The sequence below is a fragment of the Streptomyces sp. NPDC026575 genome (genome assembly GCF_055567415.1).
Window position 1 is genome coordinate 210,369 of sequence record NZ_JBVHQM010000003.1, and the last position, 24,198, is coordinate 234,566.

A 24,198-nucleotide genomic window follows, 5' to 3' on the forward strand; every position below is an offset into this window, starting at 1 on the left:
TCGGGCAGGGTACAGGGCCGCCGCTCGGGCTGGCCGCGGGGGCGTGCAGCCATCGAATGCGCCGGATTCGGTTGTAAGCAATAAGCGTTGTGTGCAAGCCTGATTGCGTCGAGTGACACGCCAACTCCCCCTGTTCGGGCAGGAGTTGTGCTGTCCTCCTGCGCGCCTGGGGAGGCGCGCGCATGATCTACGGAGGGGGAACCACGATGGGCGACGGAGAACTCGTTCACGGCGGTTGGCTCACCACAGGCGATACCGACGGCGCAACCCGCACGGCCGGGTTATTGCCCGTGCTGGTGGGTGCGCATACGGTCCGGAGGCTGGAGCTGCCGGTGCCCACGATGCTGCCCGCGTTGCTGCGACAGATGCTGCTGCCCGTGGTGCTTGATGCCATCGGCGTGCCGCGCACGCGGCAGGAGTGGGCGGAGCGGTTCGAGCGCGGCAGATTCTCGGACGCCGAGGTGGGGCGGCTGACCGACTACCTAGGCCCCCGTTACGGCGACCGTTTCCGGCTCTTCGACGACAAGCGCCCGTTTGCGCAGGTCGCTCGCCTGGAAGCGCTCAACGGAGAGACAAAGTCGCCTGCGCAACTCGTGCCGTCGATCGCCTCCGGCAACAACGTGCCGCTCTTCAGTTCAGTCACCGAGGGCGATGAGCTGCTGTTGGAGCCTGGTCAGGCTTTGCTGTGGCTGCTGCACGCACACTGCTGGGACACGGCTTCCATCAAGACCGGAGCCGTCGGTGATCCACAGGCGAAAGAAGGCAAAACGACCGGAAACGTGACGGGGTCTCTCGGTCAGCTCGGGGTGATCGTCCCGGTGGGCCGGAACCTGTTCGAGACGCTGATGCTGAACACGCCGATTGTGCCCGACGGCCTGGACCCGGCGGACCGGCCCCAGTGGGCATGGGACGAGCGCCCGGCATCGCTCGACTGGAAGTCGCCGGCCGGTCCCGAGTGGTCGCCCCGCGCGGCCGGCGGACTGTTGGACCTGCTCACCTTCCAGGCCCGCCGCATCCGACTGATCCCGTGCGAGACGCAGCAGGGGCCGCTCGTGCATCGGGCAATCGTCTGTGCCGGCGACCGCCTTGCCCAGACCCCGGAATGGGATCCCCACACTGCTTGGTCCCACACCGCCAAGCCGAAGGCAGGTCAGCCCCCGCGGCGCCCCCGCCGCCACGCCTCCGGCCGTTCGGCCTGGCAAGGACTGGGCACCCTGCTCGCGCTGGCCGTGCCCGTCGAGGGCGACGGACCGTACACATCCGTCCTCCTCCGCCAGACCAGTGATCTGGGCGCGGAAGACGTCCTGCCCGCCGACTACCCGCTCGGCGTGGAGATCTGCGGTCTTGAATACGGCACCCAGTCCGCTGTCGTCGAAAACGCCATCGGTGACAGCCTGCCGCTGCCGGTGGCCTCCCTACTCGCCGAGGACGACTGGCTGCGCGCCGCCATCTTGGAGTGTATTAGCCAGGCGGACCAGGTCGGCCGCGCACTGGACAACCTCAACAACGATCTGCGACGGGCTTCCGGCGGCGATCCACTGCCGCGGGACAAGGGCCAGCGCCCCTCCTCCCAGTTCCTGCACAGTCTCGACGCAACGATGCGCCGGCTGCTCGCCGGGCTGCGTACCGTCGGTGAGGACGACGACCTGTTGGAGCGCGCCCAGCTCGCCTGGGAGCTGTCCGTACGGGCAGCCGCCGTCCGTGAGGCCGAAGCACTCCTTGCTGCCGCGCCGCCCCGCGCGGTCGTGGGACGGGTTGCGAAGCACAACGGCAAGGAGGTCGTGTACCGGAGCGGCAAGGCCGTCGGCCTCTTCCACAAGAAGCTCGCCGAGATCCTGACCCGGCTCCCCGGGAGCGGCTCGGACAACGGGGAGGCGGCGGCATGAGCACCGCAACCGGCAGGACCCGCAGCGGCCTGCGCACCTACTTCTGGGACGAGGCAGCAGCCGACTGGCGAGCTGGCAGCCAGGAGGGCCGTCCCCGGTTCTCCGAGCACGTCGCGCGGAAGCTGCGCGGCTTGCGCGACGGCATCAGCGGTGAGCCGGGCACCGTTCCCGCCATGTGGGACGTCCACCGGGTGCGGCTGACAGACGCAGCCCGGGACTCGGACCGCCTGCCCGACCTCTACATCGCCGAGCACGCAGCCCTCACCCTCTTCGGCCGGCACCAGCAAACAGCTGCCGAGCCCGCCCATCGACCGAAGGCTGGCCTGGGCACGGCCTGCCGGGAACTGCGTCGCGCCGAAGTCTTTTCGGCAAGTGCTATGGAGCAGCGGCTGATTGCGGCGGCCACTGCACAGGACCTCTATGAGCTTGTCCAGCACCTGCATCGGCTCGTCCCGCTGCTGGCACAGGCAGGTATCGGGCTCGATTACACCCGGCTGATGTACAACCTTGCCACCTGGGAGAGCCCGGGCCGAGACCGGGTCCTGCGTTCCTGGGGACTGCAGTACATCGAACCGTCCGCCGCCGATGAGGACAACGCCCACTCCACCCCGTACTGGACCCGCTTCGCACCGGACCGGGTGGAGACCGGTGCCCAGCTCGCGGCCCTGCGGTCCGGCACAGGCCGCGAGGCTGGCACGATCCCCGCGATGTGGCCGCACTACCGGACCCGTATGCCCTCTGACCTGCGGGAGCAGGGGGCCCTCACCCGGGACTTGATCGCCGAGCATGCCGCACTTGCCCTCTTCGGGAGGCACCAGCAGGGCCGCAGCCGGACGATGCACGTCCCCGGAAACTCCCCGGGCACCGCAGCGCGCCTGCTGCTGGCGAAGACCGGCAGCGGAGAGGAAGCGCTGGAGCGCCGGTTCGGCGCCCTCCTCACCTCGATCGACAGCGGCGAGCTCGCCATGCACTTGCGCGGTTTCGTCACCCTGCTCTCCCGCGCCGAAGTCGGACTCGACTACGACCTTCTGCGCACCGCCCTGCGGACTTGGGACGACCCCAAGCGGCCGAACGCCCACGGCCGTTTCCGTGACCGCTGGGACCGCGACTTCCGAGTCGCACCCACTTCCAAGAACTCCTGACACCGACGCCGGACGGACAGCCGCTTCGTCGTCCGGCGCCGCATCAGCCTCCCTTGCCCAGCATCGTGTTGCCGCTCGGCGACACGTGATGTCACCGAGGAGCCCTTCATGACTCAGCCCACCCTGTTTGTCGAGGTCCACATCCTGCAGAGTCTGCCCCCCTCCAACGCCAACCGTGACGACTCCGGGACTCCCAAGCAGGCGCTTTACGGCGGAGCCCGCCGCGCCCGGGTCTCCTCCCAGGCGTGGAAGCGAGCCACCCGCACCGAGTTCGCCAAAGCCGTCGAGCCGGCCGACCGGGCAACGCGGACCAAGCGGATCGCCGCGCTGCTCGCCGAGCGGCTCACCCTGGCGGTCACCGAGGGGGGTGCGGGACTCGAAGCCGCCCAGGCCGACCGTTTGGCCGCTGCCCTGCTGGAGCCCCTGGGGATCACCAAGTCGTCCAAGAAGGAGGAGCAGTCCGCCTACCTCCTCTTCTTCGGCAAGCGGCAGCTCAATGACATCGTCAAGCTGCTGAACGGCCGCGCTGCGGAACTGGTCGCCTTGTCCGACGCCGACCTCAAGGCCGAGGTCGGCAAGCTCCCGATGGTCGCCACCCTCTCGACCGGTCACCCGGCGGAGGTCGCGCTCTTCGGCCGCATGGTCGCCGACCTGCCCGCCCTCAACGTGGACGCCGCTGTCCAGGTCGCCCATGCCTTGTCCACCCATGCCGTGCGCACGGAGTTCGACTACTACACCGCCGTGGACGACGAGAACACCGAGGACCACGGTGCAGGCATGATCGGCACCGTCGAGTTCAACTCCTCCACCCTCTACCGCTACGCCGTCCTCGGCGTGCACCAGCTGCGCGACAACCTCAGCTCCGCCCAGGACACACGCGAGACGGCCATCCGGTTCGTCGAAGCCTTCACCCGCTCCATGCCCACCGGCCACCAGAACTCCTTCGCCCACCGCACTCTGCCCCACCTCGTGCTCCTCACCCTCCGCACGGATCAGCCGGTGAACCTGGTCTCCGCGTACGAGGAGCCGGTCGTGGGCGTCACCGGCCTGGCGACCGAGTCCGCGGTTCGCCTGGCCGACGAGCTGAAGTCCGTCGGCGCCACCTGGGGCGCCGAACCGGTCAGCACCTTCGCCGCCTACAACGTCGAGGCCGACAAGCTCACAGAGGTCTTCGGCCCGTCCACCACCTTCCCGACACTGCTCGACTCCCTCGGTGAACTGGTCGGACAGTGGCTCGCCGACAGCGAGATCGCCAAGGCCGGCGCCTGATGACCGGCCATGCCGTCCTCACCCTCAGGCTGGCCGCGCCACTGCAGTCCTGGGGCGGCCCCTCCCGCTACAACCGGCGCGAGACCCGGCCCCAACCCACCAAGTCCGGCGTCCTCGGACTCCTGGCGGCCGCCGAGGGCCGCGCCCGCGAGGCATCGATCACCGACCTCCTCGACCTTCGGCTCGGCGTGCGTGTCGACCAGCCGGGCTCGCTGCTGCGCGACTACCACACCTTCAGCGACCACCGTGGCATACCGTTGCCCTCCGCAAAAGTGAACGCCAAGGGCGTGCAGACCAAGACCAGCCCGGCCAAGTACACCGGCGTCACCCAGCGCTTCTACCTCCAAGACGCCGTCTTCGTCGCCGCTTTGCGCGGCCCGACGCCCCTGTTGGAGCGCCTGGAGCACGCCGTACGCCACCCCGTCTACCCGCTTTCCCTTGGTCGCCGCTCCTGCCCACCCACCGGACCGCTCAGCCTCGGCCTGCACGCCGATGTCGAACTCCCCGATGCACTGGCGGTCGTTCCGTGGCAGGCATCCGCCCACCGCCGCAACCAAGTTCGGGCGACCGAAGTGACATTGGAGGCCACAGTCGAGGATCTCGCCGGCGACCAGCTGGCCGTCGATGTCCCTGACACCTACGACCTCAAGACCGGCACCCTCTTCGGCCGCCGGACCGTCAGGCACCTATGGGTCACCGTCCCCACCGGCCAGCGACCGACAGAACCCGCTGACGGCAAATCCCCTCCGGTCAACCCCGGCCACGACCCGTTCGCACTCCTGGGCTGGTGACCTGATGCCCTACCTGTCGAAGATTGCCCTCAACCCGCGCCGCCGCAAAGCGGTCTCCCTACTCTCCAACCCCCACCGCCTGCACGCGGCGATCCTCACCGGCCTCGCCGTGCAACCCGTCACCGAGCGCGTCCTGTGGCGAATGGAGAACAACACCACCCATCGCGCCGAGATCCTCGTCCTCACCGAAAGCCGCCCCTCCTGGCAGCACCTTGTGGACGAAGCCGGCTGGCCCGGAGCCGACGGCGGCGAACCGCTCATCGCCGACTACACACCCTTGCTGGAACGCATCGCACTCGGCAGGGAATTCGGCTTTCGGCTGACCGCCAACCCCGTCCAGAGTGTGCAGCGCCCCACAAAGCCCAGCGAGCAGCAAAACGCCCGCCTCAAAGCCCACGCAGAACAACCTGACGCCAATGCCCACCGTCCGCGGGGCTTCCGCGTGGCCCACCGAACCGCAGCCCAGCAACTCAACTGGCTCCTCGCCCGAGCCGAACGCCATGGCTTCACCGTCCCCGAAGCCCATTCCCACGCGCCAGCCCCAGGACTCAAGCCGGAAGACTTCCTCGGTCCGGGACCTGCCGTATCCATCGTCAGCCGCGACATCCTGCGCTTCAACAAACACCGCGATGGGCCGCGGATCACCCTCTCGACGGCCACCTTCGAAGGGCGGCTGAGAGTCACCGACCCCCACGCGTTGCGCGCGGCGCTACTGGGAGGCGTCGGGCCGGCCAAGGGATATGGGCAGGGACTGCTCACTCTGGCCCCGGTAAGAGCGGAAGCGGCGGTGACCAGTGCCTGAGCCTTGGTGGCGGGCCGGTCCGCAGCAAGTGCACAGGTTGGAGGACCGCGTCTCCAGCCTGTACGTCGAACGCTGCCATATCGACCGGGACGACAACGCCGTCGTCCTGGTCAACAAAGCGCGAGTCGTACACGTTCCGGCGGCCTGGCTCGCGGTCCTCCTCATCGGCCCCGGAAGCCGCATCACTCACGGAGCCGTCACCCTGCTTGCCGACTCCGGCACCTCGCTGTGCTGGGTCGGCGAGCACGGCGTCCGCCTCTACGCCTCAGGCCACGGCGTCGCGCGCGGCTCCCAGCTCCAGCTGCGGCAGGCATGGCTCGTCACCCGCCCCAAGGAACGCGTCGCGGTCGCCCGCCGCATGTACGACATGCGCTTCCCCGACGAAAACACCGCCGGCCTCACCCTTCAGCAACTACGAGGACGCGAGGGCACACGCGTCCGCCGGCTCTACGCCCAACACTCCCAACGCACCGGAGTGCCCTGGACAAAACGGGAATACAAACCCGGAGACGCCTTCGCGCAGGGCGACGACGTCAACCGACTCCTGTCCGCGGCCAACTCCGCGCTGTACGGCATTTGCCACGCCGTCATCACTGGCCTCGGCGCCAGCCCAGCACTCGGCTTCGTCCACACAGGCTCCGCACTGTCCTTCGTCCTCGACGTCGCCGACCTCTACAAGGCCGAGTTCACCATCCCGCTGGCCTTCGACCTCGCCGCCAAAGGATTGACCTCGGAGCGCGACGCCCGTACGGCTCTTCGCGATGCTGTCGTTGAGGGCAAGCTGCTGTCCCGCGTTGTCGCAGATATCAAGGACCTCTTGGTCCCGGAAGGCGCCGCCCTGCTGGAGGAAGACCTGGGAGGACTGTGGGGCGATGGAGACGGCGTCGTCAGTGGCGGCCGCAACTGGGGTTCGGACCCCTTCGGCCCTGATGGCCATCTTGACGTCATTCCTGACCTGAGCGGGAGCACAGGCTCATGAGCGCTGTGACCACGGTCGTGGTGCTCATCGCCGCCCCGCCCGGCCTCCGGGGCCACCTGACCCGCTGGTTTGTCGAAGTCGCCCCAGGAGTCTTCGTCGGCAGCCCCAATGTGCGTATTCGCGACGGGCTGTGGAAGGTCCTGGCTGACCGCATCTGTGACGGCCAGGCAGTCATGATCGAACCTGCCCGGACCGAACAGGGCTGGGCCGTCCGCACAGCCGGCCAAGACCGCTGGACCCCCACCGACTTCGACGGACTCACCCTCATGGCCAGGCCGAGGGGGAACGCTGGGCAGCTGTGGAAGGCCGCGAGTCAAGTGAACGAAACGCCGTGATCACGTGACAATCGACCCAGGGTGACAAGCGCCGTAGCAGCACAGGTAGGGGTAGTTCACGGCATCACTAGGAGTCAGACCAAGACAGCCTGCCATCCCCGAACCCGAAGGGATAGCTCCCGGCCTTTCAGGCCGGTTTTCGATCCGGACCAGGTCATCCCGCAACCATCGGGTACTTCAGACGATGGCGGAGTCCACTTCGCGTCGTCATCCCCACACCCGCTCCGTTCCAAGCGCGCGGTCGCGGGTGCAGGGACGACGTGGGCTCGCTCATTTCGACTTTTCAGTACAGCGAACTACCCCGCAGGTGCGGGGACGACCACCCACGCCGCGTAGACGCGGGCAATCGTCAAGAACTACCCCCGCAGGTGCGGGGACGACGGCCCGGGGCCGACGACGATGGGGTGCGGCGGGGAACTACCGCCGCAGGTGCGGGGGCGACAACCGGTGGAGATCCCCGCGACCATAGAGGGCAGAACTGCCCTCGCAGGTGTGGGGACGACGGCCGGGCGGGATGCGGTCACAGCCGGACTCCCGAACTACTCCCACAGGTGCGGGGACGACGGCGCGGGCGGCTCCATCGGCTCCGCCCCGCGGGAACTACCCCCGCAGGTGCGGGGACGACCCACCCCCGGCCAGAAGGCGGCGCAGCGTGCGGGAACTACCCCCGCAGGTGCGGGGACGACGCGACGGTGCCGGTCGTGCCGTCGCTGTCCGGGGAACTACCCCCGCAGGTGCGGGGACGACGAGTGGAGCGACGACAACAGCGACCCATGCGGAGAACTACCCCCGCAGGTGCGGGGACGACGAGTGGAGCGACGACAACAGCGACCCACGCGGAGAACTACCCCCGCAGGTGCGGGGACGACCCGCCCTCGGTGACCTCGCGAGGTCCGTGCAGCGAACTACCCCCGCAGGTGCGGGGACGACTCGACGTGGCCCTTGAAGCGGTCACGCTGTTCGGAACTACCCCCGCAGGTGCGGGGACGACGTCTGCACGCGGGGCGGGGGACCTTGGCCGGGCGAACTACCCCCGCAGGTGCGGGGACGACGTCCGGAGTGTGACAGTGGGCACTGGCAGCACCCGAACTACCCCCGCAGGTGCGGGGACGACACGGCCGGCGGTGGCCGGGCTCACGCCGAGGAGGAACTACCCCCGCAGGTGCGGGGACGACCTGCCCGCGGGTGAGCGAGCGCACGGGTCCCTGGAACTACCCCCGCAGGTGCGGGGACGACGCGTGGGAGGACCGGCAGCTGTTTCCGGAGCGGGAACTACCCCCGCAGGTGCGGGGACGACTGCGCGCCGTCCCGCATCAGGATGCCATCGGCGGAACTACCCCCGCAGGTGCGGGGACGACCTCCGCGGTCAGGTGCACTCCCTTCAGGACCTCGAACTACCCCCGCAGGTGCGGGGACGACGCTTTTGTGCGGATCGGCCGTGACTGGTTCGGCGAACTACCCCCGCAGGTGCGGGGACGACGCAAAAGTATCAGCGGATCGGTTGAGAAAGGGCGAACTACCCCCGCAGGTGCGGGGACGACGGTGAGGGACTCGTTCAACTCCCGGAACCAGCGGAACTACCCCCGCAGGTGCGGGGACGACGGTCCGCGGGCAGCTGGTCGCCTGCTGTGGGCAGAACTACCCCCGCAGGTGCGGGGACGACCTCGGGCGCCGTCCAGCAGCGTGTCCCAGACGGGAACTACCCCCGCAGGTGCGGGGACGACAAGGCCTGAGCCTCCAGGTGCGGGAGACGATCAGAACTACCCCCGCAGGTGCGGGGACGACTTCGCTAGCGTCCGCGCCTGGCCGTCAGCCGACGAACTACCCCCGCAGGTGCGGGGACGACGCACTGCCAGCCGGACGGTCTCGAAGTTGAGAGGAACTACCCCCGCAGGTGCGGGGACGACTTCGACGCGCACGGCGGCGCAGACGCCGCGGCGGAACTACCCCCGCAGGTGCGGGGACGACTCGGCGTGCTGCTGCGCCCACTCCTGCACCGACGAACTACCCCCGCAGGTGCGGGGACGACCTGTCGACGGCGTTCGCTCGGGCCCTGATCACCGAACTACCCCCGCAGGTGCGGGGACGACGGCACAACCTGGAAGAACATCGAGCTTGGCAGGGAACTACCCCCGCAGGTGCGGGGACGACTCCACTTCCGTCTTGTGATCAGTGTCGAGCTGGGAACTACCCCCGCAGGTGCGGGGACGACCGCGCCCGCACCGCCGACACCTGCCGGCCCCGCGAACTACCCCCGCAGGTGCGGGGACGACAAAGTGGATGAATTGGGGCAGAGGCGTGCGCAGGAACTACCCCCGCAGGTGCGGGGACGACCCGAAGCACCAGGCGCGCGCCCGCGTCGATGTCGAACTACCCCCGCAGGTGCGGGGACGACCGCAGAGCAGGTCGACTTCGCGGACTCGACCAGGAACTACCCCCGCAGGTGCGGGGACGACAAGATGCGGTTCTGTTCGGCGTGCGACAGCGAGGAACTACCCCCGCAGGTGCGGGGACGACTCGCGTCGGTCTGGGCCGCCACCTGCCCCAACTGAACTACCCCCGCAGGTGCGGGGACGACGGGACCGTGAGCCACTGCCGGATGCTCTCGCCCGAACTACCCCCGCAGGTGCGGGGACGACGATCCGGCGCAGCAGCCACGCGCGCACCCGCAGGAACTACCCCCGCAGGTGCGGGGACGACGACATCAGCACGACGTGCACCTGCGGAGTGCCGGAACTACCCCCGCAGGTGCGGGGACGACCTTCAAAGGAAAACGGAGAAGTTGACCATGAAGGAACTACCCCCGCAGGTGCGGGGACGACTCACCCACAGACCCCGGAACTGCGGCGGAATGAGAACTACCCCCGCAGGTGCGGGGACGACTGCGAGAGTGCCGGCCGCCGTGGAAGAAGTTGCGAACTACCCCCGCAGGTGCGGGGACGACAGGTCGAGGATCGTCTCCAGCCTCAGGCGCCCAGAACTACCCCCGCAGGTGCGGGGACGACGCCCACGCCGTCCTCGTTCTCGGCCCAGACCGCGAACTACCCCCGCAGGTGCGGGGACGACATGCCAGCCGCGACCAGCGTGCGCACCTCCAGGGAACTACCCCCGCAGGTGCGGGGACGACCTCCTCGCCACCAGCCAGGCCTTCGACGTCATCGAACTACCCCCGCAGGTGCGGGGACGACTGCTCCTACAACCTCCTCGCCACCAGCCAGGCCGAACTACCCCCGCAGGTGCGGGGACGACACTTCATGACCTGCGTGGATGCTAGGAGTGGGGTCGGTTTTCATTTGGCAGTGTCGGCGGTTTAGGCATGCGGTCCAGGGCCAATGTCAGCGGGCGGGGCTATGGGACGGATCCACTGTACGGAGGGGGATGCGCTGATGGAGCACAGCCGGTCAAGTGTCCACTGGATGTCGGGGGGGGAGAGACTGCCGGAGGAGACAGTTGGCAGGGTATCCCGGTTATGAGGGAAGCAGCTGGTCATGGTCGGCGATTTCGCACAGGCCAACTACCAATGGCGCGGCGCCCGCGACGTGATGACCGGCTTCGCTGCCACCGCGCTCTCGCTATCCCAGCCCTTTCGCTTTGGGCCTCGCTTGGCGGAGAGGCCAATCGGTGGCTGGCCGTCGGCGACGCTCCGATCCACTTAGAGGCCGTCTCAATTGGCCGGTGGACAGTGAGAAGGGCACCGATCCGATGTGTAGGTGCAGGCACGCTCGATGCGCACTGGAATCTGCCTCCATCGTTGACCCAAGAGCTGCATGTTCGGGTCCTGGCACGGAGGGCCCTTCGCTAACCCGCCATCTGTAATGCTGTCCCTACACTGCGTTCACCAGGTGAAATGTTGGGTCGTCAGAAGCCAGGTGAAAGAGTGTCCCGTCGAAACAACGTCGGACATTTGATGGGCTGGGGCTAACAAGGTGGGGCAGGCATGAGGGCGCCGTACGACCAGAACGACGGCTGGGGGCCAGAGGCCAGCTACCGGGCGGACGACACGGTGCGACAGCGTCCACCTGCTGCCATCATGCACGCGACCGAGCCTCCCGATGAGCCTGGGCCGAGCAGCTCAGCCACGCTTGATGCTCCCGAGCCGATCCCGGAGCGGCAACGAGCCGGGGACTCTTCGGGCTTGATGAAGTCCAGCGCCGTGATGGCAGCGGGCACAATCGTCTCCCGTATTACGGGCTTTCTCCGCACTCTGGTCATGGCTGCGGCGATCGGTGTCGGCACGCTCAACGACTCCTACCAGGTTGCCAACGTCCTGCCCACGATGATCTACGTGCTCGTCGGCGGCGGCGCACTGAACGCGGTCTTCGTTCCGCAACTCGTGCGGGCCATGAAGAAGGACGACGACGATGGCGAGGCGTACGCCAACCGCCTGCTCACCCTGGTCATGGTCGTCCTGGCGGGCATCACGGCGATATGCGTGCTGGCCGCCCCGCTCCTGGTGCGCATGATGTCGCCGGACATCGCCTCCGATCCGCAGCGTATGGCCGTCACTGTGGCTTTCGCCCGGTACTGCCTGCCCACCATGTTCTTCATGGGCGCCCATGTGGTGCTCGGACAGATCCTCAACGCCCGGGGCCGCTTCGGCGCAATGATGTGGACCCCAGTCCTCAACAACCTCGTGATCATCGCGTCCTTCGGCAGTTTCACCTGGGCCTTCGGCTCCTTCACCGACTCCGGCGTCAGCCCCTCAACCGTCACCCCCGATGGGGTACGGCTCCTTGGATTCGGCACCCTGCTCGGCCTCACCGTTCAAGCCCTTGCCATGCTCCCGTACCTGCGCGATGCCGGCTTCCGACTGCGATTGCGCTTCGACTTCCGGGGGCAGGGCCTAGGCAAGGCCCTGGGCCTGGCCAAATGGACGCTCCTGTTCGTTCTCGCCAACCAGCTCGGCTTGATCGTCGTCACCCAGCTCGCCACCAAGGCAGGCTCCCTCGCCGAACAGTCCGGACACACCGGCTCCGGCATCACCGCCTACAACTACGCCCTGCTGTTGTGGCAGATGCCGCAAGCCATCATCACCGTGTCCGTGATGACCGCCGTACTGCCGCGAATCTCCCGCGCGGCCCAGGACGGGGACTCAGCAGCGGTCCGTGACGACATCTCCTACGGCCTACGAACCTCAGCCGTCGCCATCGTGCCCTGCGCCTTCGCCTTCCTGGCGCTGGGCGTACCGATGGCCACGCTGCTCTACGCCGGCTCCGGGGCCGAGGGCGCCCGCGGCATTGGCTACGTCCTGATGGCCTTCGGCTTGGGACTCATTCCCTACTCGGTGCAATACGTCGTACTGCGCGGCTTCTACGCCTACGAGGACACGCGCACGCCCTTCTTCAACACCGTCATCGTCGCGATAGTCAACGCCGTCGCTTCCGGACTGTGCTTCGCCTTTCTCAGCCCCCGCTGGGCCGTTGCTGGTATGGCCGCCTCCTACGGCTTGGCCTACGCGGTGGGTGTGGGAGTCGCCTGGCGTCGACTGCGCAAGAGCCTGGGCGGCGACCTGGATGGCTCTCGCGTCCTGCGTACCTACGCTCGTCTTGTCGCAGCCGCGACTCCTGCTGCCGCGGCCGGCGGAAGCGTGGCCTACGCGGTCACCAAGGCCCTCGGCAGCGGCGCCCCGGGCTCGCTCGTAGCACTGCTCGCCGGCGGGAGCGTCCTGATCGGTGTCTTCATGGCCATCGCTCACCTCATGCGACTAACCGAAGTCAGCGCCATGGCCGGGATGGTTCGGGGCCGCCTCGGCCGCTGAGTTTCAGTGTGTTGGATGGGGAGACGGTGGTTTGGTGGCTGTGCTGCGCTTGGTGCCGGATGAGTTGTGGAAGCTGTTTCGACGCGTGGTGCCGCCAGCTCCGACGAGGCCACAAGGTGGCGGCCGACGGAGGTATGGGGATCGGGAAGTGCTGGCTGCGATCATCTTCGTGGCGACGTCCGGCTGCACCTGGCGACAGCTGCCTTCGTCGTTCGGGCCGTCTGGGTCGACGGCCCACCGGAGATTCAGCGAGTGGAGCAAGGCCCGGGTGTGGGCCAAGCTCCACCGCTTGGTCCTGGACGAGCTCGGCTCCCGCGGCGAGTTGGACTGGTCGCGGTGTGCGATCGACTCGGTGAACATGCGGGCCCTCAAAGGGGGGACCTGACAGGTCCGAATCCTGTGGATCGGGGCAAGAAGGGCTCAAAGATTCACTTGATCACGGAGCGGTCGGGACTGCCCCTCTCGATCGGCATCTCCGGAGCCAACCTCCACGACAGCCAGGCCATGAAGCCACTCGTCCGCGGTATCCCGCCCATCCGTTCCCGCCGCGGACCACGGCGTCGCCGACCGGCCAAGCTTCACGCAGACAAGGGCTACGACTACGACCGCCTGCGGCGATGGTTACGCAGCCGGGGCATCGCCCACCGCATCGCACGCAAGGGCATCGAGACCTCCCAGCGACTGGGCCGTCACCGCTGGACCATCGAACGCACCATGGCCTGGCTCGCTGGCTGCCGCCGTCTCCACCGACGCTACGAACGCAAAGCCGAGCACTTCCTAGCCTTCACAAGCATCGCCTGCACCCTCATCTGCTTTTGGACTGGAGCCCTCAGGAGAGGTACGGCGCCAGCGCGGTCGCCGTCAGGCCGCAGTTCAAATAGCTGCTCATAGTGTGGAAGTCGACAGCGGCGATGTGCGCTTCGTGATGACTATCCACCGTGAAGCGGTCGCCGAGGCGGCGGGGGACAGCAACCAAATCGCCCGGGTCGGCGATGTTCACCCACCGTGCCAGGCCGGGCGGCCGGCTGCCCCGGCCGCCTTCCGGCGCGGGTTCCAGCGCGTCGAAGACACCACCTGGCAGCCCGAGCGGCGAGCCAAGGGTCACGAGCAATTCCACCCCAGGCAACTCGTGGGAGTGCAAGGCCTCGTAGGCGACGACCGAACCAAGCGAGTGGGCGACGATGACCTGAGCGCCCGACGCCCGTACTGCGTCGGCGACCACCTCGCGCGCCGCAGCGCGGCGCTTCGACGAAGTTAGGTAGGTGTACACCTCAGGCAGCAGGGCAACGGCGATCCTCGCCAGCACGTTACTCGGCATGCCGCGTCGATTTGCGAACCAGGAGAGGGCCTGACGGACCGGCATCGTGCCCCAGGCCTGGCCATCGTCCGGTTCCGGGGGCAGGCCCGCCGCCCTCAACCAAAGCAGCAGGAGCTCTTGTTCCCCCGGTCCAAGACCATCGACGTCGTCATCCTGCGGGGCCTGGGACTCGGCGTTGTTGAGTAGGTCGGCGTAGTACGCGGCGTGCACGCGCGGTGGCGGCACATGGCCGAGCCCGGCGGCCGCGTAGCCCGCGGCGAGCCGCGCCGACCAGCCGTCGGCAAGGGCAGCGGCGGCCTCGGCTGGGAGCGCGCCGGGCGTCCAGTTCTGTACGCCGTGCACCATCACCACGTCGTGTCGCGTCACTGCGTCATCCTTCCGTCTGCTGTCCAGTGGCCCAGCTGAAGTACATGATGCGAGCCCCGTGAGCGGCGAGCACTCCGGCGCCGGACACTGCCAATCGGACGTATTCTCCGGCGACTTGGACCTCACCGAGCGGCTCCCGCCACTCGAACGGTGACCAGACACGGATCGCCCCGTCGTACGAGGCGGTCAGTACGTGGAATGACGAGCCCCGTGCCACTGTGTGGAGCGCGAGGACGTCAACGTCGTCGCCGGTGTGGAACGAGAACACCTTGCGCTCGCTGACGGCGTCGTGCCCGGTGACGAGGCCGTCGGAGAACGCCGAGACCACGACGGGGCGGCCGTCGTGCAGACCGAAGGCCAGCGCGTCCGGGACCGATAGTTCTTCCCCCGCGTCCCAGTCCCGGACCGGGAACTCCCGACTTCGGCGACCGTCGAGGACCTCAAGGTTGCCGTCCCATCGCGCGAGAGCAATCAGGCTGGAGTCGCCGACGTCACCCGCTGCGTAAGCGGTGACGTTCCTCTCTCGGATCCGGCGGACGGATTCGGGCGCGGCGGCATCGACCAGGGCGACGCCGGTGGAGTCGAGACCGCACAGGGTGTCCCTGCCCTGGTAACGAATCCAGCGCAGGCTCTGAAGCTCGGACGGCCAGCGCCAGGTGCGGCGCGTGCGGCCGTCCGTCAGACCGATGAGGCGCGCGGTGCCGCGCATTTCGTTCAGGACGGCGACCGGTTCACCGTCCAGCACACCCGCCACCGCGGACAGGGCCATCGGGTGGCGTCCGGAGTACACGCACAGTCCGTCCTCGGTGTCCCAGGTGTGCAGCGTCCCGTCATCGCTCAGGCTCAGCGCCAGCTGCCGTCCTTCGTGGCTGATGAGGGCGACGGACACCACGTCGGCGTCGTGCCCCTCCCACGTGGAGAGCTGCTGATCGGGGGCGATCCACGTGAGGATGGCTGCCTGATGGTGGCGGGTCTCCGCGACGGCATAAAGGCGCGGGCCGTCCGAGGCCAGGGCGCTCAAGCTCGCCCCGTCCGGGGGAGCGGGTGCGTGCGACGTAGTGCCCTTCGGCGTGCGGATCTCGACACGTCCGAGGCGTCCGATGGCCGTGTGCTCCTTCCCGTTGATCTCGAGAAGGGTCACCGGCTGCGCCATGCCGCCCGAGGCAGGCAGGTCGTCGATGTAGCCGTCGTCCAGGTTCAGCGTCCGCACTCCGTCGTCCGCGCAGACCACGACGTGGCGAGTGCTGCCGTGCCGGCTGGGCGTGACGCTGTGGATGCGGGACGTGTGCACAGCGTAGCTGCGGTGGCTGCCGCCTTCGGCGTCCCAGAGTTTGACGGCACCGGCCGCGGTGCCCACGATCACGGCGGGTGTTCCGTCGAATTCGGCGAGGGCGACCGTGCACCCCGGGAGATCGGCGCTCCAGAGGCGGCGGCCGCCGATGGAGTACACCGCGACCGCCCAGGTAGTACATGCTGCCACCACCCACGCGCCGCGCAGGGTTCCGATCGCGATGCCGGTCACCTCGCCCGGCAACTCGATTTCCCAGTACGGTTGTATGTCTCCCATGTGCCACAGCGCGAGGTTCCCGGACGCGGTGCCGACCGCCACCGACACGGTGTCGTCGATCGCGCTCGCCGCGAGCGCGGTGACGTCACCGTTGGAGTACAGCGTGGTCAACACTCCGCCGGTTCCGGCGTCTCTGAGCTGGACCGCGCCGCCCGCGTACGCGACGACAGCGACGGGCCCCTCTTCCGTCTCGGCGAAGACTGCCTGCTCCGGGTAGCGGAAGTCGCTCTCCCCCAACTCGCGTGTCTGAGAACCCCATTGGAGAGTCAGCACGTCGCGAGACTGACTTTCCGGGGTGCGCAGCGCGTCGAGGCCTTGGACCAGCCATTCCTCCTGCCAAGCCACGGCGTTGGTGCGGAGCCACTCCCAGCGCACCCAGGGATCGTCCTGCGGGGCGAGTGCCGAGGTGACGAGCTCGGTGACCTGCCGGGCCCGCAGGGACCGCGCGTTGCTCAACTGCGCACGCAGCGCGGTGGGATCGCCGTGCACGAGGAAGCTGGGCGACTTAAGGAGCCCGTCGAACTGCCCGGCCGAAACGGCGTGTTGAGCGGCATGTCGGAGTACGTAGGGCAGGGCGAGGTCCCACGCCGGTTCGCCGTGCTCGTCACGGCCCGGCACCGAGCCGCGTACGGCTTCGTAGAGCCGGCGGCGGTCCGCGTCGTCGGCCTGCGCCAGATGGTCGGCCAGGCTCTGGTGGAAGAACCGGTACAGGCGACGCCCGTCGGTGTCCGTAGCGGTGCGCACATAGAACGAGGCCGCCTCGATGGCGTCCCGGGTGTCGTCGAGGCTCGGCGGGGCCTCTGGTGGTGCGGTGAGGGTGGTGGCCACCAAGTGGATGATCTCCAATGGCATGCCCTGGCCGAGGCCGTGGGCGACGGCGGACATGACCGAGCGGATGGCGGGCCTTTTGCGGGTCAGTACGCTGAGATGCAGGTCGAGCATGCCAGGCAGATCGTCCGGCACACGCCGGACCGCCTCGGCCACTGTCAGCGGTCTGTCGTGTTCGGCGAGGTAGTGCGCGAAGAGTGAGGCGAGCAGGAACCCCCCCTTGTGCTGCACTGCGACGAGCCGTCGGGCGACCTCGCGGGCCAGTTTTCTCCGCACCGTGGACGTGCCTGGGCCGTTGTACGCGCGGACCTCTTCCAGAAGGTCCGACAGGTAGTCGCCCAGTTCCCGTTCGCGTTCCTTGGCGGGCGTGTCGTCGAGGTTGATGGAGTGCAAAGAGCCGATTCCCGGCTGAAGTTCGGGAAACCGGTCCCACCATGGGCGTACGCCGATGACGACCTTGCATACGGGGGTGCCGTGCTGGTCCCGGCGCGCGCGGGCCAGCGGTAGCAGGACTGTGCGGAGTAGCTCCTTGTCGAGGGACGCTTCGTCCAGGGCATCGACGACCACGATGGCGGGCTGCTGGGCGGGTGCCGGCTGGCGTAGGCGCTCCAGGAGCACGCTGGTGGTCCAGCCGCGGTGCGGTGCGTCGTCGAATCCCAACTGGCAGGCTATGGAGGTGAGTACTGCTGCCGGGTCGCGTTGCCTTGCATGCACAGCGGCGAACCTGGGATGCCGCTCGATGCGCAGCTCTCTCGGCACGACAGAGCGCATCGGCCCGGATACCTCTCGCAGCTGCTCGTGCGCCAGGCAGGTAAGCACGCCGAGCAGCGCCGACTTCCCCGAGCCGGGGCTGCCGGTCACCACGGTCAGCGTGGGTGCTTTCTCGTTCTCCAACCATTCTTTGAGTCGGGCGAGTTGGAGTCGACGCCCAGTGAAGAAGCAGCGGCGGGTGATGTTCTGCTGGTGTGGGGTGCCCGAAGCGCGGGAGACGAAGTGGACGACGTCGAGTCCCGGGTCGACGGCGGCGGCGAACTGCCACAGTCCGTTCTCCATGTGTTGCCGGTATCGGTCGGCGGGCGTCTCGCGGAAGGCCGGGTTCTGCAGAAACGGTGGTACCGGCCCGTCAGCCTCCGGGTGGGCCGTGCGCAGCACTCGTTGCGGGGCCCGATCCTCGGCCTGCAGGAGACGCGCCAGTTCGCGATTGATCTCCTGGGCGAACGTCTCCACCGGCACATGGGGAACACCGGGCGACAGATCGAGCCAGCCCGCCTTGAGGCGGTCCAGGACGGTGCTGGTGGCCCGCGAGAAGCGTGCCCCGTACGCCTTCTCGTCGTCAGCGCAGGCTGCGATGACCCAGGCGCGGCGCCGGTCCACGGACAGGCGGTGCAGCCACTGCTGCATCGTGGCTCGGCCAGCCCCGCACACATCGAGCAGAAGAAGAACCGGAGGTCCGCTCTCGGTGTTTTCCACCTGCTTCAGCCACCGGTCCACGTCGACGGCTGTGAACGCCAGCTCGCGAGGCCTGGTGTCCCGGGCAGCCAGGTACAGCTCGTTGTCGGTCGCACCTTTGACGCCATGGCCGAGGAAGTGCACGATCAGCCCCGAGCGGGCGAGTGCGGACGCCTGGAAGGCGTCGCGCCAGGACTGTTCCAACGCCGCGTACGACAGGTCGATCCGCGGGCCCTCGCCATGCAGGGTGATGCCGGGATGGCTGCCGAGCGCCTCCGCGACGCCGGCGGCGGCCGCCGGCACGAAGGCGAGCGGGTGGAGCGATGCCGCTCCCAGCGGATCTTCCAAACTCGCCTGAGTATCCCCGAATTTGCCCATCCCGACGACGAGCGCTGTGGCCATGGCCCCTCCCCCGACTTGCCTGAACCGAGTGTAGAAGAGCGGTGGTTACGACATGACGTATGCCTGCCTCTCGCCGAGCCAGTCCTCCAACTCGGCTTCAGTGGTTCGGGGACGGGCGGAGTGGAGTGCGCCGGAGCTGCGGCCATGCGAACTCATCAGTCGACGGACAAGGGCGGACTCCTATTCTGAAGGCTGGTGGCCCCCTCGCAGCAAAGCGGCCAGAGTCCACCTTGGGGGTGACCGCGTCGCCCGGCTCCCGGCGCGCTTCGCCCACACTCCGGGGGCTACTGCGCCGCCGGCAACGGAGAACGACTCGACCACGGACACTGGCCCGCAGGTCCTTGGCGATAGCGCACCGCACTCTCCTCACCCCGGGCGGACCGGCTCCACGGCCTGAAGTCGAGACGTAGCTGGCTCACCGGGGGAATCATTGGCGTTTGAGTGCCCGCCCAAGCCCGGCAATTACTGTGGTGACAAGCACCCATCCTGTGATCATGAGCAGGACGGTGACAGCCTTCGCCCAACCAGTAGGGTTCCAAGCAGTGTCGTTCCCTAGGTTCAGCAAGGGGACGAGGGAATCGAGGGTGTGGAGGAACGGGTCCCAGGCAGGGCCTGCGGTGGGTGTAGTACGGGGAAGCGGTCCTGCTTGGCCGAAGTACACGGTGGCGCTGGTAAGCAATGCCGCGAGCCATGCAAGCGCATAGGTAGGGCGGTATCCGAATCCTACGGTGATGTCTTGGACCATTCCCCAGAAGGATCCCAGGGGGCCCATAGCTCTGTGCCGGAGACGTTCCTTGGTTCTTAGGACGCTTCGAGCTTCTTGTTCACGACCTTCGACTAGGAGTGCTCGGGCGAGTTGTTCATACGGGCGGGGCGTGAAGGTGGGGAATCGAGCAGGGTGGGGCGATCTATCAAGAGTTCCTATTGTTTGGATCCATGCGAGCCACTCCTTGACGGTCGGCGAGGTTTCCCCGTCTGGTTGTCCATGCAGGACGCCGAAAGTGAACCCCGTGAGATCGACGGGGCACTCCTCCGGCCATCCCGAGACGCCAGGGCCCCATCGCCCGAAGTGTGCGTCCCTGAGGCTGACCGCACCGACAGAAGCTTCATGCAGGTTTAAGGCTGCCTTGGGAGCTTGGGCTTCGGTGAGGATAAGGCCCCAATCGCCAGGGTGATCAAGAGTGACGTCGAGGATTGAGATTCCCTCGTCGACTCGTGCTCCAATGGCATTGATGACGCCGTGCACGCTGAGGCCGTGAGCCAAGAGAGCGCCAGTGATCTTTGTGCCTTTGAGTCGAAGCTTGCCGTTGATCACGCAGCCTCTGCGGAGATGGAGGCTTCCTTCGATTGCGGTACGGCCAAGAGTGAGGGCACCGTCGATCGTGCTGCCGTCGAATTCTGCGCTTCCGCCGATACGTGCGTTGAAGAGCTGCACCTCGCCAGCGACATGTGAGTCTGGAAGTCCCAGCCATTGTTCTATCTGCAGGGACCAACCGCTTATCTCCGGAAGCTCGCAACCGATTAGGTTCAGGTAGGTCATCTTGGCGTTGTCAAGTATGAGCCGCTGTTCAAACTGGCTGCGGTGAAAGGTGACAGGGGACCGCACATGCGCTGCAGAAAGGTCCAGACACCCGGTGATGCGGGCTCCTGATAGGGACAGCTTCGGTACACGGCCAGGCTCCATTGGCGACGTCTCCAGGAGGAGCTGAGCGATCGTCCTCGCTCGTATCGGCCCATAGGCCGCAGCAGTGACGTCCAAAGGTTCCCCGTTACGGTGGGCGTGCCACAGCGCCTGTTCTGCTCTGCCCCATCGGGCAGGAGGCCGAGCGTTTCGCGACATTCTTCTCCTGGCGGATCTTCCAGACTCGCCTCCTCATCGGGCACAGGGAGAGGGAACAGAGCGTGGCGTGTGTGAAAGGTGCTCGGCCCGGCGGTTCAGTCTGAGCTGTAGACGACCCGGAAGTCTTCGCCGCCGTAGAGCGACTCGTAGTTGATGATGATCGTTAGCCTGCGGCTTAGGAGTTGCTTGATGGGGGCGTGGGAGTGGGCGTCGTAGTCCGGGAGAGATAGTAAGTATTCGTTGTATCCGGTGGCGAGGACTTCGTTTTCTCCAAAAGTCACCGCGTTGAGGTGGGCGGGCAGTCCGGCTCGGGCCCTGTCAGCGGTGGGTTTGTTCCAGCTACCGATGGTCTCGCCGTCGATGGTTACGCTGCTTGAGACGATGACGGCAGGGCCGAGGCCGGCGTTGATAAGACGTATCCCTGACCGGGCTCCTTGATGGATGCCGAGGTGCAGTTGGAGGACAGGGCGAACGGAGTGGCGGTTGTGTTGGCGTGTGACGTGTGCTTGCCATACAGAGACGCCGAGTGAGGCTACGGCGATCACGACTGCGCACAGCGCGACGACCGTGTCTGCGCTCACTGCTCCCCCTCACACCCCTCGACAGGTTTCTCGATGCTCATACCCAGTTGAACCCTGCAGCAGCCCTCACGACCGCGCTGGCGCTGTGGCGTGCTGCTGTCCAGCTGGCCCAGCCTCCGAAGGCAGCACCGATGATGGCGGCGTAAAGGGCGCCTTACCCTCGTCCGCATGTACCCCCGTGGCTTCCGTCAGAGGAGTATCCCAGGGCTGTCGGTTCCTTGAGGGGAGAAAGTCGATACGTCATAGCGCCATAAGCCCGGCCCCCGACTTCTGGCCCAGCCGCCCCGCGTCCACCATGCGTGCGAGCAGTGGGGGAGTGGCGTACAGAGGCTCCTTATACTCCTCGTTTATTCAGCCTCTTGCTCGCGGCAGGTGTCCTCCAGCCAGGTCTTGATCTCGCTGGGCCAGAACCGCAGTTGTTGGCCCACGCGAAAACTGGGGATGGCCTGTTTCTCGTGATTGTCGTAAACCCATGAGACGGGCTTTCGGAGAAAGCTGGCGAGGGCCGACACGGTCCACATGGTTTGGTCCATAGCTGTTCACTTCCGGAGGTCGGGAGTGCGACACGATAGGGACGGAACGCGGCCGCACCAAACGAGTCGTGCAATGCAGCTCGACCTTCGTTGAGCTTGTCGAACACAGCCTCCGCGAGGGAGGCAGTGCTGAGGTGAGGTGACGCCTAGTGAAGAGAGGGCAAGTTGCGGCCCTAGGTTGTGCACACTTCCGCCCGCCACCGCCGGAAGCCAGCACCGATCCAGCGCAACGCCCCCCAACGGGCCCGAAGGGACGGCAGCGGAAGTCAGCACAAACTCAGCACGCCCCAGCTTGGGCTCGTTCGCAACGAACGAGCCCAAGCTGTTGACCTGCATGTTTGCCGCCCCATCGCGCGTCTGCTAATGCCCCGCATCCCAGTTCGAGAACATCTGGCTGCGCACCAAGCGCAAGAACGCCGAAGGCAAGGTCGTCGGCGCCACTGGCGGCGTCTGCTATCTGTACTTCCCGGCCCGGGCTTCCGCAGTGCAAAGGCGTGCACTCGTCGCTGTCGGGGTGCGCTGAGGACACGAAGGACAGGGCCCGGGTTGCACGCGCGGTCCGGGCTCTGGTGGCGACGTTCCTGATCCGTGGTACACGGAACGGTGCAGCTGCGGCTCCCCGCGCACATCGCCGTGCGACGGCAGTGCCCATCAAGCTCCGCGAACGGCGCCCGAAGCTCCCGCGGTGCCGCGTCCGGATAGAGTGGGCGATCCGATGACGCATGCGACGACGCCGGACGGAACCCGCATCGCCTACCAGCTCCAGGGCCAGGGTGCGCCGCTGGTCCTGCTGGCGGGCCAGGCCAACAACCACCACTGGTGGGACGCGGTTCGCGCCGACTTCCATCCCGCCCGCAGCACCCTCACGCTCGACTACCGCGGGACCGGCGACAGCGACAAGCCCGACACCCCGCACAGCACCGAACTGTTCGCCCAGGACGTCATCGCCGTCCTCGACGCACTCGGCATCGACCGGGCCGACGTCTACGGCACGTCCATGGGCGGACGGGTGGCCCAGCAGCTCGCGGCCCGCCACCCGCACCGCGTGGGCGCCCTGGTTCTGGGCTGCACCTCGCCCGGCGGCCCGCACGGCGTCGAACGCGGCGACGACGTCCGCCGAGCCCTGGCGCAACCTCAGCCCGGAGCCGCGCGGCAGGCCCTGCTGGAGCTGATGTACACCCCCCAATGGCTCGCCTCCCACCCCGGCCCGCACCACACCCTCGGCGACCCCGGCATGCCCGCCCACTCCCGACGCCGCCACCTCGCGGCCAGCAACCGGCACAACGCCTGGGACCTCCTGCCGGACATCGGCGCACCCACCCTGGTAGTCCACGGAAGCGACGACCGGCTCAACCCGGCCGCCAACGCACCCCTGCTCGCCGACCGCATCCCCGGCGCCCGGCTGCACCTGATCCCCCGAGCCCGGCACGCCTACTTCGAGGAGTTCCGCAGCACCGCCGGCCCCCTCGTCCTGGACTTCCTCACCACCGCCCCGCACAGGTCATAGCCCTTCGGCGCGTTCCCGCCCAACGGCGGCTGTCACATGGCGTGGAGCTGGGCGAGCGTCTGCTGGAGCTCTTCGCGCAAAGACCGCCCAGCCGCTTCGGCGTCACCCCGTGCGATGGCGTCCACGAGGGCGGCGTGCCCGGCGTCGCCGTGATTCGGGTTGCCGGACCGCAGGTTCAAAAGCTCCACCAAGTCGATCAGCCCCTTTCGCAGCACGGGGACGAATTCCGCGAACAGGCCGGTGAGCACGGGGTTGTGTGCCGCGGCGACCACGGCCGTGTGCAGGGCGACGTCGGCATCGACGAACTCGGTGTCGCTCGCGTCCGCCGCCTGGCGGCGTCGGTCCAACGCCGTATGGAGAACGGCGAGGTCGTCGTCGGTTCGGCGCTGCGCGGCCACCTGCGCGGCCTCGACCTCGATGAGCATCCGGACCTCGTACACGTCGGTGACGGCCGCCCGCCGCAGCCGGGTGGGCCAGTCCTCCGCGGGCTCGGTGGCGATGACGAAGACACCGGCCCCCTGCCGGGCCTGCACCAGACCGGCCCCGGCCAGGGCGCGCAGAGCCTCCCGCACCGTGGAGCGGCCAACGCCGAGGGTCTTGGCGAGAGTCGTCTCGCCGGGGAGTTTCGTACCGACCGGCCAATGGCCCTCGGTGATCTGGTCGCGCAGGTGCTGGGTGGCCTGTTCGACCAGGGGACTGGGGCGGAGGGCGCCGAGCGGCATCCGGCTGTCACCTCTCAGGTTGTCTGCGGAGCTGAGCTGCGATCCAGTTTACCGGGCGTGCCCTGGGGGCCCGTGCGCGGCGACCCCCGGGTACTCAGCTTGTCTGAGGACCTGAGGTGTCGC

At 67.8% G+C, this 24,198-nt stretch carries 15 protein-coding genes, 3 pseudogenes and 1 CRISPR repeat array; of the genes and pseudogenes, 13 read left to right on the forward strand and 5 right to left on the reverse strand.

Annotation, left to right across the window (positions count from 1 at the left end):
* Nucleotides 1–182: 182 nt before the first annotated feature.
* The 10 genes and pseudogenes from casA (at nucleotide 183) to ACZ4NB_RS05410 (ending at nucleotide 13,853) form a co-directional block, all read left to right on the forward strand.
* Entirely contained in the window at nucleotides 183–1,886 is a 1,704-nt protein-coding gene (gene casA / locus ACZ4NB_RS05365) for a type I-E CRISPR-associated protein Cse1/CasA (RefSeq protein WP_467658443.1), read from the forward strand.
* Complete coding sequence (casB, locus tag ACZ4NB_RS05370; RefSeq protein WP_467658444.1) at nucleotides 1,883–3,028, forward strand: type I-E CRISPR-associated protein Cse2/CasB; 1,146 nt, start codon at nucleotides 1,883–1,885, stop codon at nucleotides 3,026–3,028. Before casA ends, casB begins: the two co-directional genes overlap by 4 nt.
* Nucleotides 3,029–3,136: 108 nt before the next feature.
* The gene (gene cas7e, locus ACZ4NB_RS05375; RefSeq protein ID WP_467658446.1) at nucleotides 3,137–4,297 is read left to right on the forward strand and encodes a type I-E CRISPR-associated protein Cas7/Cse4/CasC; all 1,161 of its coding nucleotides are present in this window, start codon (nucleotides 3,137–3,139) and stop codon (nucleotides 4,295–4,297) included.
* Nucleotides 4,297–5,088 carry a type I-E CRISPR-associated protein Cas5/CasD gene (gene cas5e, locus ACZ4NB_RS05380; RefSeq protein ID WP_467658448.1) on the forward strand — a complete coding sequence of 264 codons (792 nt, stop codon included), beginning with the start codon at nucleotides 4,297–4,299 and terminating at the stop codon, nucleotides 5,086–5,088. The genes cas7e and cas5e overlap by 1 nt, the downstream gene beginning before the upstream one ends.
* 4 nt (nucleotides 5,089–5,092) lie before the next feature.
* Entirely contained in the window at nucleotides 5,093–5,890 is a 798-nt protein-coding gene (gene cas6e / locus ACZ4NB_RS05385) for a type I-E CRISPR-associated protein Cas6/Cse3/CasE (RefSeq protein ID WP_467658449.1), read from the forward strand.
* Nucleotides 5,883–6,869, forward strand: coding sequence for a type I-E CRISPR-associated endonuclease Cas1e (cas1e, locus tag ACZ4NB_RS05390; RefSeq protein WP_467658450.1), 987 nt, complete (start codon nucleotides 5,883–5,885; stop codon nucleotides 6,867–6,869). The genes cas6e and cas1e overlap by 8 nt, the downstream gene beginning before the upstream one ends.
* Entirely contained in the window at nucleotides 6,866–7,204 is a 339-nt protein-coding gene (gene cas2e / locus ACZ4NB_RS05395; RefSeq protein ID WP_467658452.1) for a type I-E CRISPR-associated endoribonuclease Cas2e, read from the forward strand. Before cas1e ends, cas2e begins: the two co-directional genes overlap by 4 nt.
* Nucleotides 7,205–7,557: 353 nt before the next feature.
* Nucleotides 7,558–10,453: direct repeats of the CRISPR family, unit length 28 nt; unit sequence GAACTACCCCCGCAGGTGCGGGGACGAC.
* Nucleotides 10,454–10,683: 230 nt separating this feature from the next.
* Nucleotides 10,684–10,859: pseudogene (locus ACZ4NB_RS05400) on the forward strand (DNA helicase); the annotation flags it as partial.
* A 282-nt stretch (nucleotides 10,860–11,141) separates the two neighbouring features.
* Entirely contained in the window at nucleotides 11,142–12,962 is a 1,821-nt protein-coding gene (gene murJ, locus ACZ4NB_RS05405; RefSeq protein ID WP_467658453.1) for a murein biosynthesis integral membrane protein MurJ, read from the forward strand.
* A 40-nt stretch (nucleotides 12,963–13,002) separates the two neighbouring features.
* A protein-coding gene (locus tag ACZ4NB_RS05410) for an IS5 family transposase (protein ID WP_467658649.1) occupies nucleotides 13,003–13,853 on the forward strand; the annotation gives its coding sequence in 2 pieces (ribosomal slippage) (nucleotides 13,003–13,345 and nucleotides 13,345–13,853; 852 coding nt in all).
* Here ACZ4NB_RS05410 and ACZ4NB_RS05415 read toward each other — a convergent pair.
* Together ACZ4NB_RS05415 and ACZ4NB_RS05420 are read right to left on the reverse strand one after the other, a co-directional pair.
* Nucleotides 13,792–14,646, reverse strand: coding sequence for a lipase family protein (locus ACZ4NB_RS05415; protein ID WP_467658455.1), 855 nt, complete (start codon nucleotides 14,644–14,646; stop codon nucleotides 13,792–13,794). The two genes, ACZ4NB_RS05410 and ACZ4NB_RS05415, sit on opposite strands and share 62 nt — an antisense overlap.
* A gap of 4 nt (nucleotides 14,647–14,650) precedes the next feature.
* Nucleotides 14,651–18,892 (reverse strand): P-loop domain-containing protein, encoded by a 4,242-nt coding sequence (locus tag ACZ4NB_RS05420; RefSeq protein ID WP_467658456.1) that lies wholly within the window; start codon nucleotides 18,890–18,892, stop codon nucleotides 14,651–14,653.
* A gap of 1,255 nt (nucleotides 18,893–20,147) precedes the next feature.
* Between ACZ4NB_RS05420 and ACZ4NB_RS05425 the strand changes: the two genes are divergently transcribed.
* Nucleotides 20,148–20,345: a hypothetical protein gene (locus ACZ4NB_RS05425; RefSeq protein WP_467658458.1), complete on the forward strand. Its 198-nt coding sequence runs from the start codon at nucleotides 20,148–20,150 to the stop codon at nucleotides 20,343–20,345.
* A 482-nt stretch (nucleotides 20,346–20,827) separates the two neighbouring features.
* Here ACZ4NB_RS05425 and ACZ4NB_RS05430 read toward each other — a convergent pair whose 3' ends face one another.
* Together ACZ4NB_RS05430 and ACZ4NB_RS05435 are read right to left on the reverse strand one after the other, a co-directional pair.
* On the reverse strand, nucleotides 20,828–21,313 hold the full coding sequence (locus ACZ4NB_RS05430; protein ID WP_467658459.1) for a hypothetical protein: 486 nt from the start codon (nucleotides 21,311–21,313) through the stop codon (nucleotides 20,828–20,830).
* Between the two features lie 240 nt (nucleotides 21,314–21,553).
* Nucleotides 21,554–21,658, reverse strand: a pseudogene (locus ACZ4NB_RS05435) (3-hydroxyacyl-CoA dehydrogenase family protein); the annotation flags it as partial.
* 564 nt (nucleotides 21,659–22,222) lie between these two features.
* On the opposite strand from ACZ4NB_RS05435, the pseudogene ACZ4NB_RS05440 reads away from it, so the two are divergent.
* Nucleotides 22,223–22,369, forward strand: a pseudogene (locus tag ACZ4NB_RS05440) (peptidase C39 family protein); the annotation flags it as partial.
* 192 nt (nucleotides 22,370–22,561) lie between these two features.
* Nucleotides 22,562–23,353 (forward strand): alpha/beta fold hydrolase, encoded by a 792-nt coding sequence (locus ACZ4NB_RS05445; RefSeq protein ID WP_467658460.1) that lies wholly within the window; start codon nucleotides 22,562–22,564, stop codon nucleotides 23,351–23,353.
* Nucleotides 23,354–23,385: 32 nt separating this feature from the next.
* Here ACZ4NB_RS05445 and ACZ4NB_RS05450 read toward each other — a convergent pair whose 3' ends face one another.
* The gene (locus ACZ4NB_RS05450; RefSeq protein ID WP_467658462.1) at nucleotides 23,386–24,075 is read right to left on the reverse strand and encodes a FadR/GntR family transcriptional regulator; all 690 of its coding nucleotides are present in this window, start codon (nucleotides 24,073–24,075) and stop codon (nucleotides 23,386–23,388) included.
* Nucleotides 24,076–24,198: the final 123 nt, after the last annotated feature.

What these genes read in the sequence shown, in the direction of transcription:
- cas7e (WP_467658446.1), top strand. Translation starts at nt 3,137, where the DNA reads ATGACTCAGCCCACCCTGTTTGTCGAGGTCCACATCCTGCAGAGTCTG.
- casB (WP_467658444.1), top strand. Translation starts at nt 1,883, where the DNA reads ATGAGCACCGCAACCGGCAGGACCCGCAGCGGCCTGCGCACCTACTTC.
- cas5e (WP_467658448.1), top strand. Translation starts at nt 4,297, where the DNA reads ATGACCGGCCATGCCGTCCTCACCCTCAGGCTGGCCGCGCCACTGCAG.
- ACZ4NB_RS05445 (WP_467658460.1), top strand. Translation starts at nt 22,562, where the DNA reads ATGACGCATGCGACGACGCCGGACGGAACCCGCATCGCCTACCAGCTC.
- cas6e (WP_467658449.1), top strand. Translation starts at nt 5,093, where the DNA reads ATGCCCTACCTGTCGAAGATTGCCCTCAACCCGCGCCGCCGCAAAGCG.
- murJ (WP_467658453.1), top strand. Translation starts at nt 11,142, where the DNA reads ATGAGGGCGCCGTACGACCAGAACGACGGCTGGGGGCCAGAGGCCAGC.
- cas2e (WP_467658452.1), top strand. Translation starts at nt 6,866, where the DNA reads ATGAGCGCTGTGACCACGGTCGTGGTGCTCATCGCCGCCCCGCCCGGC.
- ACZ4NB_RS05420 (WP_467658456.1), bottom strand. Translation starts at nt 18,892, where the DNA reads ATGGCCACAGCGCTCGTCGTCGGGATGGGCAAATTCGGGGATACTCAG.
- ACZ4NB_RS05450 (WP_467658462.1), bottom strand. Translation starts at nt 24,075, where the DNA reads ATGCCGCTCGGCGCCCTCCGCCCCAGTCCCCTGGTCGAACAGGCCACC.
- casA (WP_467658443.1), top strand. Translation starts at nt 183, where the DNA reads ATGATCTACGGAGGGGGAACCACGATGGGCGACGGAGAACTCGTTCAC.